This is a genomic window from Hominiventricola filiformis (assembly GCF_020686965.1).
GTDB lineage: Bacteria > Bacillota > Clostridia > Lachnospirales > Lachnospiraceae > Hominiventricola > Hominiventricola filiformis.
Map to the genome: position 1 here is coordinate 1 of NZ_JAJEPS010000025.1, position 13,981 is coordinate 13,981.

Annotated in this window: 11 protein-coding genes, 1 pseudogene and 1 CRISPR repeat array; all 12 genes and pseudogenes read left to right on the forward strand. The window is 45.5% G+C overall.

Annotated features, from left to right (window positions below):
• Window positions 1-76: 76 nt before the first annotated feature.
• A pseudogene (gene cas1 / locus LKD36_RS15710) lies at window positions 77-763 on the forward strand (CRISPR-associated endonuclease Cas1); the annotation flags it as partial.
• An 8-nt stretch (window positions 764-771) separates the two neighbouring features.
• Window positions 772-1,062, forward strand: a complete 291-nt coding sequence (gene cas2, locus LKD36_RS15715) for a CRISPR-associated endonuclease Cas2 (protein ID WP_308460189.1) — start codon at window positions 772-774, stop codon at window positions 1,060-1,062.
• 168 nt (window positions 1,063-1,230) lie between these two features.
• A CRISPR array of direct repeats spans window positions 1,231-3,445; the repeat unit is 32 nt; unit sequence GGTCAGCCTCGTATGAGGCTGTGAATTGAAAG.
• Window positions 3,446-3,978: 533 nt separating this feature from the next.
• Window positions 3,979-5,355, forward strand: coding sequence for an RsmB/NOP family class I SAM-dependent RNA methyltransferase (locus LKD36_RS15720; protein ID WP_308460190.1), 1,377 nt, complete (start codon window positions 3,979-3,981; stop codon window positions 5,353-5,355).
• Window positions 5,352-6,068, forward strand: a complete 717-nt coding sequence (locus LKD36_RS15725; RefSeq protein ID WP_308460191.1) for a pseudouridine synthase — start codon at window positions 5,352-5,354, stop codon at window positions 6,066-6,068. Before LKD36_RS15720 ends, LKD36_RS15725 begins: the two co-directional genes overlap by 4 nt.
• 21 nt (window positions 6,069-6,089) lie before the next feature.
• Window positions 6,090-7,970, forward strand: a complete 1,881-nt coding sequence (locus LKD36_RS15730) for a YgiQ family radical SAM protein (protein WP_308460192.1) — start codon at window positions 6,090-6,092, stop codon at window positions 7,968-7,970.
• Entirely contained in the window at window positions 7,970-8,569 is a 600-nt protein-coding gene (locus LKD36_RS15735; protein ID WP_308460193.1) for a hypothetical protein, read from the forward strand. Before LKD36_RS15730 ends, LKD36_RS15735 begins: the two co-directional genes overlap by 1 nt.
• 22 nt (window positions 8,570-8,591) lie before the next feature.
• Window positions 8,592-9,572 carry an RluA family pseudouridine synthase gene (locus LKD36_RS15740; protein WP_308460194.1) on the forward strand — a complete coding sequence of 327 codons (981 nt, stop codon included), beginning with the start codon at window positions 8,592-8,594 and terminating at the stop codon, window positions 9,570-9,572.
• Complete coding sequence (locus LKD36_RS15745; protein ID WP_118769582.1) at window positions 9,572-10,111, forward strand: Holliday junction resolvase RecU; 540 nt, start codon at window positions 9,572-9,574, stop codon at window positions 10,109-10,111. The genes LKD36_RS15740 and LKD36_RS15745 overlap by 1 nt, the downstream gene beginning before the upstream one ends.
• An 85-nt stretch (window positions 10,112-10,196) precedes the next feature.
• Window positions 10,197-11,420, forward strand: coding sequence for an ATP phosphoribosyltransferase regulatory subunit (gene hisZ, locus LKD36_RS15750; RefSeq protein WP_308460195.1), 1,224 nt, complete (start codon window positions 10,197-10,199; stop codon window positions 11,418-11,420).
• A 21-nt stretch (window positions 11,421-11,441) separates the two neighbouring features.
• Window positions 11,442-12,077, forward strand: a complete 636-nt coding sequence (hisG, locus tag LKD36_RS15755; RefSeq protein WP_118769584.1) for an ATP phosphoribosyltransferase — start codon at window positions 11,442-11,444, stop codon at window positions 12,075-12,077.
• 12 nt (window positions 12,078-12,089) lie between these two features.
• A complete protein-coding gene (hisD, locus tag LKD36_RS15760) occupies window positions 12,090-13,391 on the forward strand; it encodes a histidinol dehydrogenase (RefSeq protein ID WP_308460196.1) in 1,302 nt (433 codons plus the stop codon).
• Window positions 13,392-13,393: 2 nt separating this feature from the next.
• The gene (hisB, locus tag LKD36_RS15765) at window positions 13,394-13,981 is read left to right on the forward strand and encodes an imidazoleglycerol-phosphate dehydratase HisB (RefSeq protein WP_118769586.1); all 588 of its coding nucleotides are present in this window, start codon (window positions 13,394-13,396) and stop codon (window positions 13,979-13,981) included.

Genomic DNA, 13,981 nt, shown 5'->3' on the forward strand with positions numbered 1-13,981 from the left:
GAGAGTTCCTCCTTATTCTCTTTTATTATACATGAATTCCTTGAGAATAAGGTGTCAACTTTATTTATACAACATCATATACAATTCCAGATGGATTCTAGAGAGAGCAATCCGGGATTATCCGATGAGAGTAGATACGGAACGCCTGAAAGAAAAGTCACATTTTTTATACCAGAGTCTTGAAAACATCAGAAGCTGTGAGGACAGTTCTATTCTACTGGGACTGGAAGGAGAGGCTGCGTCTGTATATTTTTCTGTATTTGATGAACTCATCTTACAGCAGAAAGACAGTTTCTATTTTCATGGGAGAAATAAAAGACCGCCTCTTGACAGGGTAAATGCGATGCTGTCCTTTGCATACAGTCTGCTTGCGGGGATGTGTGGCTCCGCACTGGAAGGCGTGGGACTGGATCCTTATGTTGGTTTTTACCATGCGGACAGGCCTGGACGCATCTCGCTTGCGCTTGATCTGATGGAAGAACTTCGCGGAGTGATGGCGGATCGATTTGTCCTGACTATGATTAATAAACGTGTAATGAAAGAAACACATTTTATAGAAAAAGAGGATGGCGCAGTTCTTCTGAATGATGCAGGCCGGAAAGTATTTTTAAGCGCATGGCAAGAGCGGAAACAGGAAATGATCAGGCATCCATTTCTGAATGAAAAACTGGAATGGGGCATGATTCCTCATGCACAGGCAATGCTGCTGGCGCGCTGCATCCGTGGAGATCTCGATGAATATCCGCCATTTTTCTGGAAGTAGGTGTCAGAATGCTTATCTTAATAACGTATGACGTAAATACAGAAACGGCAGCCGGTAGGACAAGATTGCGGAAAGTGGCAAAACAATGTATTAATTATGGACAGCGTGTGCAGAACTCTGTATTTGAGTGCCAGATGGATGTAGCCAAATATCGCCAGGTTAAAGCAATTCTGGAAGATCTTATAGATAAAGAAAAAGACAGCCTGCGTTTTTATAATCTTGGTGACAAATATAAAAGTAAAGTGGAACATATTGGCGCAAAACCAGGGTTTGATGTAAAAGAAACATTGATTTTCTAGTGCAGATCTGATGTGATCATAAAATATGACGGCATTCGCACCAGAAAAAATAGACAGATCGTTCTAATTAGATACACTTCAGGAATGACAATTTCAGGTAAAGAGGTAGATTTAAAGGATCTGTTAAAAAGTATGGCAAAAGGAAATAGAAAACTATGAATTTTTGCTGGTCAGCCTCGTATGAGGCTGTGAATTGAAAGACAAAAATATTCATGTTCCTAGTTCACATCATAACGGTCAGCCTCGTATGAGGCTGTGAATTGAAAGGTATTGCCCTCCCTGTGAGAAGGTCTATGACGATGGTCAGCCTCGTATGAGGCTGTGAATTGAAAGAACTCCTCTTGGTGTTATTAATTATTGTCGTAGTGGTCAGCCTCGTATGAGGCTGTGAATTGAAAGTTTTCCGATATTGAGCATGGTGCTAGAGGTTATAGGTCAGCCTCGTATGAGGCTGTGAATTGAAAGACTTATACGTTTTTCCGCAATGTCAAAATGTCGGCGGTCAGCCTCGTATGAGGCTGTGAATTGAAAGATATCTTAAGACTTATTTATTAGCTATGCTTGGGGTCAGCCTCGTATGAGGCTGTGAATTGAAAGGTTGGTGTGGTGTCTTTTTCTGCGCCTGTGAAAGCGGTCAGCCTCGTATGAGGCTGTGAATTGAAAGAAGAACAAAAGTAAGAGTCTCGACACCAATACTCGGTCAGCCTCGTATGAGGCTGTGAATTGAAAGATAGTCCGCAGAGTGGTTATACGCAGGTTGCTGGGTCAGCCTCGTATGAGGCTGTGAATTGAAAGAGACGGAATATGCAACAACGAGATAAGCAAATTAGGTCAGCCTCGTATGAGGCTGTGAATTGAAAGAAACATACTCAATCCCCCCGGAACTTAAACCAGCCGGGTCAGCCTCGTATGAGGCTGTGAATTGAAAGACACGTGCCCGACTTCTTTTTCTCTGAGGTGTTATGGTCAGCCTCGTATGAGGCTGTGAATTGAAAGGTATCCGGGTGATGATGTTAAGGCTGGTGACGTTGGTCAGCCTCGTATGAGGCTGTGAATTGAAAGGTTAAGGATATGGTTCTTGCTATTGTTTCGATTAGGTCAGCCTCGTATGAGGCTGTGAATTGAAAGATCGTGGGCTTTGCTGTGTCTCTTCTTGCTAGAGGTCAGCCTCGTATGAGGCTGTGAATTGAAAGACCAGTGAAGGAGAACACAAATGATTAAAGAAGGGTCAGCCTCGTATGAGGCTGTGAATTGAAAGTATAAGTATATTGTAATACATAAAGTGTAAAATGGTCAGCCTCGTATGAGGCTGTGAATTGAAAGATGGCGAAAAGAACTATATTGTTACGACGATGCAAGGTCAGCCTCGTATGAGGCTGTGAATTGAAAGGATACAGGAAAAGTAAAAAGTAACTTTGAAAAAATTGGTCAGCCTCGTATGAGGCTGTGAATTGAAAGACATTATCTGAAGAAGCAGAAAAAGCATCAGAACGGTCAGCCTCGTATGAGGCTGTGAATTGAAAGCACCTTGAATTTCTTCCGACTTTTCCACTGTACGGTCAGCCTCGTATGAGGCTGTGAATTGAAAGATCCAATGCGGAATGAACGTTATCCAACATCCACGGTCAGCCTCGTATGAGGCTGTGAATTGAAAGGAACTTGTTCCCGTCAAAGGTCATAATTCCCGTTGGTCAGCCTCGTATGAGGCTGTGAATTGAAAGATTGAAGGGCGTTTCGGCTTCGGGGGGGGCAGGGTTAGCCTCGTATGAGGCTGTGAATTGAAAGATCAATAAAAGAGCAGATTGTATATGAGCAAGAGTGGTCAGCCTCGTATGAGGCTGTGAATTGAAAGGCATCGGCATTGTAGAACGTCTTCCCGGACAGTACGGTCAGCCTCGTATGAGGCTGTGAATTGAAAGGATACAGGAAAAGTAAAAAGTAACTTTGAAAAAATTGGTCAGCCCCGTATGAGGCTGTGAATTGAAAGTTCCGGATACGTTCCTCCTGTCACTGCAACTCCTGGTCAGCCTCGTATGAGGCTGTGAATTGAAAGGCTTTGCTGTATCAGATAGACGGTGATGCAGGCAAGGTCAGCCTCGTATGAGGCTGTGAATTGAAAGATTCAATATTTTTGCCTTTTTTGATGGACACGTGGTTAGCCTCGTATGAGGCTGTGAATTGAAAGGTCTTTTTAGTGGCACATTATTAGGAGCTGCAGTGGTCAGCCTCGTATGAGGCTGTGAATTGAAAGAGTAATACGACAATCAACACCTAAACGATAGTCGGTCAGCCTCGTATGAGGCTGTGAATTGAAGAACTGCAATGTCAACCTGTCTACCAAGTGTCATCTCGGTCAGCCTCGTATGAGGCTGTGAAATGGAGCGGCTATAAGTTACGAATAGAACATTTTTTGGCATATAGTGCAGCAATAAACTATAACACCCACAATACTGTTGCATTTCTAAGAAATTCCAGGATATTTGCAGGTTGTGCACTGCAAATGGGCAGATACACCGAGAGACCTATAAAAAATCCAAAAGAGGTGCATTAAATGGGTGTATTGGAGAGGTATATGCCTAATATGTCCAATGAGTGTTGAATAAAGCTGAAAACAGCACAAAATCAGTAAAAATTCAGACTGAGAAGTAGGGTATTTGGGTAGAAACGCAAGTTAATATTTCATACGCCCAAACAAACATAGTTTGTGAGGTCAGAAAGTCTAGAAACAGTACTATTTGCGATTTGATCAGCAGTGTACTAATAAATTTACAGGGTCGGTTGCCAGCGTAGTCGACTCTGTATTGCTTTTCATGGAAAAATCCAATATAATATTATGATAGTTTCCGACAGACAGTATCAAGATGGACGGAAAAGTGTAAATATAGATATCTATTCAGAAAGAATGAGGCAGCAGGAATGAATCTTCCCCAGTCATTTATTGAAAATATGAGTGAAATCTTAGGACCGGAACTGGACGAGTATCTGGAAAGCTACGAAAAACCGAAATTTACGGGATTGAGAGTGAACACATCCAAGATTTCCGTGGAGGAATTTGAGCGGATCAATCCGTTTAAGAGTCTTCGCAGAGTTCCTTGGACACCAAACGGTTATTATTATACAGAAGAGGATGCACCGACAAAGCATCCTTATTATTATGCAGGTCTTTATTATATTCAGGAGCCAAGTGCCATGACGCCTGCCAGCGTACTTCCGATAGAAGAAGGAGAGCGGGTGTTGGATCTTTGTGCAGCACCTGGCGGAAAGGCAACAGAGCTGGGAGCAAAGCTTAATCATACGGGACTTTTGGTGGCTAATGATGCCAGCGCATCCCGTACAAAGGCACTCCTGAAGAATCTGGAAGTATTTGGTCTTCCCAATATTCTGGTGACCAGTGAGATGGGAGATAAGCTTGACCGGTATTTTCATGAATATTTTGATAAAATCCTTATTGATGCACCCTGTTCCGGAGAGGGGATGTTCCGTAAGCAGGCACATATGATTCCAGCATGGGAGCGTCAGGGTCCGGAAGTATTTTCCAAAATGCAGCGGGAGATTCTGGATCAGGCAGCGAATCTTCTAAAGCCGGGCGGCACGATGCTGTATTCCACCTGTACGTTTTCAAAATTGGAAAATGAAGGAAGTATGGATTATTTTCTTTCCAATCATCCGGAATTTCATCTGGAAGAGATTCCATGGTGTGAAGGATTCTGCCCGGGTAAACCGGAACTGGTAGGCAGTAAATTTCCGCTGGAGCATTGCGTGCGTCTGTTTCCGCATAAGATTGACGGGGAAGGACATTTTCTGGCTTTGCTCACGAAAGATGGGGAACGGACACCCAATGCCATGGAAGGTGCGGCAAAGTCTGCAAAACTTCCGGCAGAGTTGGAGGATTTCTTAAAGGATGTCTCTATGCCCCTTGAAAAAACACAGATTCAGGTAAAAGACACGAAGGTATTTCTTATGCCGGAGGGCTTGAAAGGATGTAAGGGACTCCGGTTCCTGCGTTCCGGTCTCTATATGGGAGAACTTCTGAAGAAACGATTTGAACCGAGCCAGGCCTTTGCCATGGTACTAAAGAAGCAGGAATATGCATCTGTGATTGATCTTCCGGCAGTGGATGTACGGATTCTTCGTTATCTGAAAGGCGAGACCATCGAAATCGAGGATGGCGAGAGTACCCGCGATGCGGGATGGCAGCTGGTCTGTGTGGATGGATATCCGCTGGGCTGGGGCAAACTGATCCGCGGAACTCTTCGGAATAAATATTTCTCCGGATGGAGGATGAACGCATGATGCGTCTGGATAAATTCCTGTGTGAGACAGGATTCGGTACCCGCAGCCAGGTCAAAGAAATGCTGAAAAAAGGACAGGTGACGGTGAATGGTGTGGCGGCGAAGAAGCCGGAGCAGAAGATCGACGAGCACAAAGATCAGATAACCTGTCAGGGAAAAACAGCTTCCTATGAGAAGTATGTCTATTATATGCTTCACAAACCGGCAGGAGTGGTGTCTGCCACGGAAGATAAGCGGGAGAAAACGGTGCTTGATCTTTTAAAATCGGAAGACCGACGTGATGGTATTTTTCCGGTGGGACGGCTTGATAAAGATACGGAAGGATTTCTACTGCTCACAGATGACGGAGATCTGGCACATCGATTATTATCCCCGCGGAAGCATGTAGACAAGACCTATTATGCAAAAATCGCCGGCAGCGTAACGGAAGCTCATATAGAGCGATTCCGTGAGGGACTGGATATCGGTGATGAGAAGAAGACGTTACCGGCGATGTTGGAGATTCTGGCATCGGAACCTGAGACCAGTGAAATCCGGATTACGATCCATGAAGGAAGATTTCATCAGGTAAAACGGATGTTTGAAGTGGTAGGCTGTAAAGTAATCTACTTAAAACGTCTGTCCATGGGAGCGGTTGCACTGGATGAGACACTTGCTCCAGGTGACTATCGTCCATTAAATGAGAAAGAAAGAGAGCTGCTTGGTATTTCTTAAGCAGCATGAAAGGATAATAATATGAAACATGGGTTCCTGCCGGTGAGCAGAGAAGACATGAAAAAACAGAACATTGACCAGCTGGACTTTGTCTATGTGATCGGAGACGCTTATGTGGATCATCCGTCCTTTGGCCCGGCTATTATCAGCCGTCTATTGGAAGCAAGAGGCTATACGGTAGGCATCATTGCACAGCCGGATTACCGGAAGGCGGAGAGCATTATGGCACTTGGCGAGCCACGGCTTGGATTTTTAGTCAGTGCCGGGAACATGGATTCCATGGTCAATCATTATACGGTGGCGAAAAAGCACCGGAAGACCGATGCCTACACACCCGGCGGTGAGATGGGAAAACGCCCGGACCGGGCAGTCATTGTATACTGTAATTTGATTCGGCAGAAATACAAGCATGTACCGGTCATTGCCGGAGGAATCGAGGCCTCTCTTCGAAGACTGGCTCATTATGATTACTGGTCAGACTCCATGCGCAGATCCATTTTGATGGAAAGCGGTGCAGATCTGATTTCCTATGGAATGGGAGAGCACTCCATCATTGCCATTGCGGATGCACTGGATGCGGGACTTCCCATTCGGGAGATTACGTATATTCCGGGAACGGTCTGCAAAGTGCGCTCACTGGAAGAAATCAGCGATTATACCATGCTTCCGTCTTATGATGAAGTACGTAATGATAAGAAAAAATATGCGGAAAGCTTCTATACGCAGTATTGTAATACAGATCCATTTTCCGGGAAACGGCTGGTAGAACCATATTCGGACAATTGTTTTGTGGTACAGAATCCGGCAGCAGAGCCATTAAGTCAGGAAGAAATGGACGAAGTCTACAGTCTGCCTTATATGAGAACCTGGCATCCCATGTACGATGCTGCAGGCGGTATCCCGGCATTTTCTGAGGTGAAATTCAGTCTGGTCAGCTGCCGCGGCTGCTTTGGCGGCTGTTCTTTTTGTGCGCTGACCTTCCATCAGGGCAGAATTATCCAGTCCAGAAGCCATGAGTCTCTGATCGAAGAGGCAAAGCTCATGACGGAGGAGAAAGATTTTAAGGGATATATTCATGATGTGGGCGGACCAACCGCCAATTTCCGGTTCCCGGCCTGTGAAAAACAGATGACCAAGGGAGTCTGCCCCAACAAACAGTGTCTGTTCCCGGAGCCTTGCCGGAATCTGCGGGCGGATCATCGGGATTATATCGCATTATTAAGAAAACTGCGGGCACTTCCAAAGGTGAAGAAGGTCTTTATCCGTTCCGGTATTCGATTTGATTATGTACTGGCAGATAAGAATGATCAGTTTATGGAGGAACTGTGCCGGTATCATGTGAGCGGCCAGTTGAAAGTGGCACCGGAGCATGTATCGGATGCCGTACTTTCCTGCCTTGGAAAACCGAAGGCGGCAGTCTATGAGGAATTTTGCCGCCGTTATAAGAAAATGAATGAAAAGCTGGGTCTGAAGCAGTATCTGGTTCCATATCTGATGTCTTCCCATCCGGGAAGTACCATGAAAGAGGCTGTGGAACTGGCAGAATACTGCCGTGACCTTGGTTATATGCCGGAGCAGGTGCAGGATTTTTATCCGACGCCATCCACCATTTCCACCTGTATGTATTATACAGGACTGGATCCCCGGACCATGAAGCCGGTCTATGTGCCGCATAATCCTCATGAAAAAGAAATGCAGCGCGCATTGATTCAGTACCGGAATCCAAAGAACCGGGAACTGGTAAAGGAAGCGTTGAAAAAAGCAGGAAGAGAAGATCTGATAGGATTTGGTCCCAAATGTCTGCTACGGCCGGGCGGAAAAGCACCGGTACGGAGTGGAGAGAAACCGGTCCATCCAAAGAAGAAAACCATCCGTAATACACACAGAAAGAAGAATAGCTGATGAAAAAACGTTTAGAAAAAGGAACCTATGGCTACATGGACAGGCTGAAAATGTGGGAATGGAAGAAGTCAGCATTGATGCTGGCAATTCCGGTTCTTGTATTTCTTATTGGCTGGGCAGTGATGAAGACACGCCTGCAAGTGGTGACGGTTATTGCCGTCGTGGGTTGTCTGCCGGGGTGTAATGAAGTGGTACACGCCATTATGGCAAGCCGATATCATTCTATGGATAAAAAACTGTATGAGGAAGTGGAAGCAGCGAGAGGTGATCGCATGGCACTTTACGAAAATGTGTTTACCACCTATGATAAAAACTATGTAGTGGACTGTATTATTATTTCCGGCAGAGAGGTGCTTGGATACAGCAGCGAAGAGAAGACCGATGCAAAAGCGGCGGAAACTCATCTGACCACCATCCTTAAACAGAATTCTTACAAACAGAATGTAAAGATCATGAAGAATAGAGAAGCATATTTGACCCGTGTAAAGGAACTGGCTTCTGGAGAGCCGGAGGAGGTTCCGTTCCGTGAGGATGAACGGTGTCCGGGCATGACCAGAGACGAAGTGATCAGTTTTATTCTTCAGTCGATCTCTTTATAACTTTTGGAAAGGTTATACTCTTATGAAATTAATTACCGTCCATAAACAGGAGGAGGGACAGCGTCTGGTGAAGCTTCTGGGAGCTTATCTGAAGGAGGCTCCCAACTCCTTTTTTTATAAAATGCTCCGCAAGAAAAACATTACACTCAATGGAAAGAAAGCAGATGGCACAGAAAAGCTGAAATGTGGTGACGAGATCCGGCTGTTTCTCTCAGATGAGACCTACGAGAAATTTGCTGGAAAGGTGCAGCCGAAGGAAAAGTTCCCGATGGCAAAACTGAACATTGTGTATGAAGACAGCAATGTCATTTTTATCAATAAACCGGCAGGCATGTTAAGCCAGAAATCGGTACCTTCGGATGTGTCCTTAAATGAATATCTGCTGGGATATCTGGAAAAGAGCGGACAATGGAAACAGGAAGAGTCAAAGGCATTCCGTCCGTCGGTCTGCAATCGTCTGGACCGGAATACCAGCGGTATGGTGATCTGTGGAAAATCCATGGCGGGACTGCAGCAGATGGCGGCGCTTTTAAAAGACCGGAGCCTTCATAAATACTACCTTTGTCTGGTAAAAGGAGTTATGACAGAGGGTCAGCATCTGGAAGGGTATCTTCTGAAAGATGAGAACAGCAATCAGGTGAAGATATTTCAGAAAGAAACAGAAGGGGCAGCCCACATTATTACAGAGTACAAACCTCTGTATACAGATGGCGAGGCAACACTTTTGAAAGTGACGCTTGTCACAGGTAAATCTCATCAGATCCGCGCACACTTATCCTCCATCGGACACCCGATTATCGGAGATCCAAAGTATGGAGACCGAAAAGTGAATGCATTTTTCCGGGAGACACATGGAATTAAAAATCAGATGCTCCATGCATGGAAACTGACATTCCCGGAATTAGCGGAGCCCCTTGACAATCTGTCAGAAAAAAGCTTTGAGGCAGAACCGGCGGGACTCATGAAGCAGTATCTTATGAAAGCGAAAGGAGATCTGCACTAATGGGTACATGGAATTCCAGAGGATTAAGAGGTTCCACGCTGGAGGAAATGATTAACCGTACCAATGAAAAATATAGGGAAAAAGGACTGGCTCTGATTCAGAAGGTACCAACCCCTATCACTCCTATTAAGATCGACAAGACGCACCATCAGATTACTCTGGCCTACTTTGACCAGAAGAGTACGGTGGACTATATCGGAGCTGTACAGGGAATTCCGGTCTGTTTTGACGCCAAGGAATGTGATGTGAAGACATTTCCGCTGCAGAATGTCCACGAGCACCAGGTGAAATTTATGGAAGATTTTGAAAAGCAGGGCGGAAAAGCATTTTTGATCATTTACTATACGTCAGAGCAAAAGTTTTATTATCTTCATATCCGCCAGCTGCTTATTTTCTGGAACCGGGCAAAAGAGGGCGGACGGAAGAGCTTTCGGATGGAAGAACTGGATCCGGTTTACTTTTTTGACACAGATAAGGGCTATCTGGTGCCTTATCTGGAACCTTTAAGTTATGATCTGGAAACAGAAAGCGAAGGTTGACAATCAGATAAGACATGATATAATACTGTTATTGATTTTAACGAATTAGCACTCTACTACAATAAAGCGAACAAGGAGCACGACGATGTACAAACAGATCCTGCACACGCCGGAGGGCGTAAGAGACATCTACAATGGAGAATGCCGACGCAAACAGTATATACAGGAAACTCTTCACCAGGTACTGACCGGATATGGTTATGAAGACATTCAGACACCGACCTTTGAATATTTTGATGTATTCAGCCGGGAGGTTGGAACCGTTCCGTCCAGGGAACTTTATAAATTCTTTGACAGAGAAGGAAATACGCTTGTTCTTCGGCCGGATGTAACGCCTTCTATCGTCAGAGCGGTTGCAAAGTATTTTGCACCGGAAGACATGCCGGTTCGTCTTTGTTATATGGCAAATACCTTCATCAACAGTTCCGATTTTCAGGGACGTCTGAAAGAGACCACTCAGATTGGTGCAGAGCTTATCGGTGACGGCAGTGCAGAAGCAGATGCGGAGCTGCTGGCACTGGTTGTAGAATCTCTTCTGAAGACCGGTCTGAAAGAATTCCAGGTAAGTGTAGGCCATGCAGATTTCTTCAAGAGCCTTCTGAAAGAAGCGGATCTTCCTGAAGAGATGGAACTGGAATTACGGGAGTTTATTTCCAATAAAAATATGTTCGGCGTGCGGGAACTGCTGGATGCGGCAGAATTATCCGAGCAGCTGAAAGAGGCGCTGGTGAAAGTGCCGGATCTCTTTGGCTCTGTGGAGATTCTGGATGTGGCAGAGAGCTATGCCATATCCGAGAAAGCAAAGGCATCCCTGCAGCGTCTGCGCAGGATCTATGAACTGCTGACCTTCTATGGATATGAAAAATACATTACCTTTGATCTGGGTGTGGTCAGCAAATATCAGTACTACACAGGAATTATTTTCCAGGCCTATACCTATGGGACAGGAGAACCTATTGCCAAGGGCGGCCGTTATGATACGTTGATGGATCATTTTGGAAAACCGGCTCCGGCCATCGGATTTGTCTGTGTGGCAGACCGTCTTCTGACCGCACTGAACCGTCAGAACATTAAGCTTGATGTGGATCGTCCGCTGACATTGCTCTTGTATTATCCGGAGGAGTCCAGAAAGGCCATTGCCTGCGCAGGAGAACTGAGAAGTCAGGGCGGCCCGGTGGAACTGTGCTGCATGGCACAGGACAGAACGGTGGATACTTACCGGGATTATGCATCCAGAAAAGGAACAAACAGACTCTGCTATTATAAAGATGGTAATCTGGTAGCAGAATTTTTAAGTACGGAACAGTAATCCGGGGGAGGAGAACAAATTATGAGATATCTGACTTTTGCCCTGGGTAAAGGGCGTCTGGCGAAGAAAACCATGGAGACCTTTGAAAAAATCGGAATTACCTGTGAGGAGATGAAGGATCCGGACACCAGAAAACTGATCTTTGTCAATGAAGAACTGAAATTGAAATTTTTCCTGGCCAAAGGACCGGATGTACCCACTTACGTAGAATACGGTGCAGCAGATATTGGTATCGTGGGTAGAGATACGATTCTGGAGGAAGGCAGAAGACTCTATGAAGTGCTGGATCTTGGCTATGGAAAATGCCGCATGTGTGTATGTGGACCGGAATCAGCAAGGGAGCTTTTACAGCATCAGGAGTTGATCCGTGTGGCAACCAAATATCCACATATTGCAAAGGACTATTTTTACAACAGGAAACACCAGACAGTAGAGATTATTAAATTGAACGGCTCCATTGAACTGGCACCTATCGTAGGGCTTTCCGAAGTTATCGTGGATATCGTGGAGACCGGTTCCACTCTTCGGGAAAATGGTCTGAAGGTGCTGGAAGAAGTGTGTCCGCTTTCTGCACGGATGGTAGTCAATCAGGTGAGTATGAAGATGGAAAATGAGCGGATCGGTAAGATTATTGCCGACCTGAAAGCAGTCTTATAGGAGGCAGAAAAGATGAGAATCGTAAAGCTGAGCCAGGAATCCAGACAGAACCTGCTGGAGAACCTGTTAAAAAGAAGTCCGGGAAACTACGGACAGTATCAGGATACGGTGCAGGAGATTGTAGACCGGGTAAAGACCGAAGGAGACAAAGCGCTCTTTGAACTGACTGCAAAGTTTGACTGGGACGGTATTTCCAAAGAAAATGTAAAAGTAACGGAAGAGGAAGTACGGGAAGCATACGATACCATTGATCCGGCTCTGACCGAGACCATCCGGAAATCTCTGAAAAATATCCGTGATTATCATGAAAAACAGAAACAGTACAGCTGGTTTGATACTACACCGGAAGGCACTATGCTGGGACAGAAGGTAACGCCTCTGGCCAGTGCAGGCGTGTATGTGCCGGGCGGAAAAGCAGTGTATCCGTCTTCTGTTCTTATGAACATTGTTCCGGCGAAAATTGCAGGCGTGGATCATGTGGTCATGTGTACACCCTGCAACAAAGAAGGAAAAGTAAATCCGGCCGTCCTGGTGGCAGCCAAAGAGGCAGGCGCTGATGAAGTTTACAAAGTAGGCGGTGCTCAGGCGATTGCAGCTATGGCATTTGGAACGGAAAGCATTCCGAAGGTCGATAAGATTACGGGACCTGGAAATATTTTTGTGGCACTGGCGAAAAAAGCAGTGTCCGGATTCGTGAGTATTGACTCTATTGCAGGCCCCAGTGAGATTCTGGTGCTGGCGGATGAAACTGCTAATCCGAGATATGTGGCAGCAGATCTTCTGTCTCAGGCAGAGCACGATGAGATGGCCAGCGCTATTTTAGTAACTACCAGCATGGAACTGGCAGAAAAAGTGTCTGCGGAGGTAGACGGATTTGTGGCGGTGCTGTCCAGAAAAGAGATCATTCAGAAGTCCCTTGATAATTATGGATATATTCTGGTAGCAGATTCCCTGGATGATGCTATCGAAACTGTCAATATGATTGCTTCTGAGCATCTGGAGATTGTAACAAAGAACCCCTTTGAGGCCATGATGAAGGTGCGGAATGCAGGTGCAATATTCCTGGGAGAGTACAGCAGCGAGCCTCTGGGAGATTATTTTGCAGGACCGAACCATATCTTACCGACGAATGGTACCGCACGCTTCTTTTCACCGGTATCTGTGGATGACTTTGTAAAGAAATCCAGCATCATTTACTATTCCAGAGAAGCACTGGAAAAAGTACATAAGGATATTGAATATTTTGCAAAAGCCGAGCAGCTCACCGCACATGCAAATTCCATTGCAGTCCGCTTTGAGCAGAAGGAGGACTAAAGTTGAGCAGACGGGCAGAAATTGAACGCAATACAAAAGAGACAAAGATCAAAATTGCACTGGAGCTGGATGGCACAGGAAAAGCAGAGCTTCACAGCGGCATCGGTTTTTTTGATCACATGCTGGATGGATTTGCAAGACACGGACTTTTTGATCTTACAGTAGACGTAGATGGGGATCTTGATGTAGACTGTCATCATACGGTAGAAGATACAGGCATCGTGCTGGGAAATGCCATACGTGAAGCAGTGGGTGATAAAAAAGGCATCCGCCGCTATGGAAGTTGTATCCTTCCCATGGATGAGGCATTGGTACTGTGTGCTGTAGATCTGTCAGGAAGACCCTATTATGTATCGGATGCCAGTTTTTCAGCACCGATGATCGGAGATCTGGATACGGAGACGATCAGTGAATTTTTCTATGCGGTATCCTACAGTGCAGCCATCAACCTGCATTTTAAAGTATTTTCCGGCTCCAACAGCCATCATATCTGCGAAGCGATGTTCAAGGCTTTTGCAAAGGCTCTGGATGCGGCAGTAGCAGTGGATCCGCGTATTACCGATGTATTATCAACGAAAGGCAGCTTATAA

Excerpts from the sequence above, each read along its gene's own strand:
- cas2 (WP_308460189.1), top strand. The coding sequence starts at position 772 with ATGCTTATCTTAATAACGTATGACGTAAATACAGAAACGGCAGCCGGT.
- LKD36_RS15720 (WP_308460190.1), top strand. The coding sequence starts at position 3,979 with ATGAATCTTCCCCAGTCATTTATTGAAAATATGAGTGAAATCTTAGGA.
- LKD36_RS15725 (WP_308460191.1), top strand. The coding sequence starts at position 5,352 with ATGATGCGTCTGGATAAATTCCTGTGTGAGACAGGATTCGGTACCCGC.
- LKD36_RS15730 (WP_308460192.1), top strand. The coding sequence starts at position 6,090 with ATGAAACATGGGTTCCTGCCGGTGAGCAGAGAAGACATGAAAAAACAG.
- LKD36_RS15735 (WP_308460193.1), top strand. The coding sequence starts at position 7,970 with ATGAAAAAACGTTTAGAAAAAGGAACCTATGGCTACATGGACAGGCTG.
- LKD36_RS15740 (WP_308460194.1), top strand. The coding sequence starts at position 8,592 with ATGAAATTAATTACCGTCCATAAACAGGAGGAGGGACAGCGTCTGGTG.
- LKD36_RS15745 (WP_118769582.1), top strand. The coding sequence starts at position 9,572 with ATGGGTACATGGAATTCCAGAGGATTAAGAGGTTCCACGCTGGAGGAA.
- hisZ (WP_308460195.1), top strand. The coding sequence starts at position 10,197 with ATGTACAAACAGATCCTGCACACGCCGGAGGGCGTAAGAGACATCTAC.
- hisG (WP_118769584.1), top strand. The coding sequence starts at position 11,442 with ATGAGATATCTGACTTTTGCCCTGGGTAAAGGGCGTCTGGCGAAGAAA.
- hisD (WP_308460196.1), top strand. The coding sequence starts at position 12,090 with ATGAGAATCGTAAAGCTGAGCCAGGAATCCAGACAGAACCTGCTGGAG.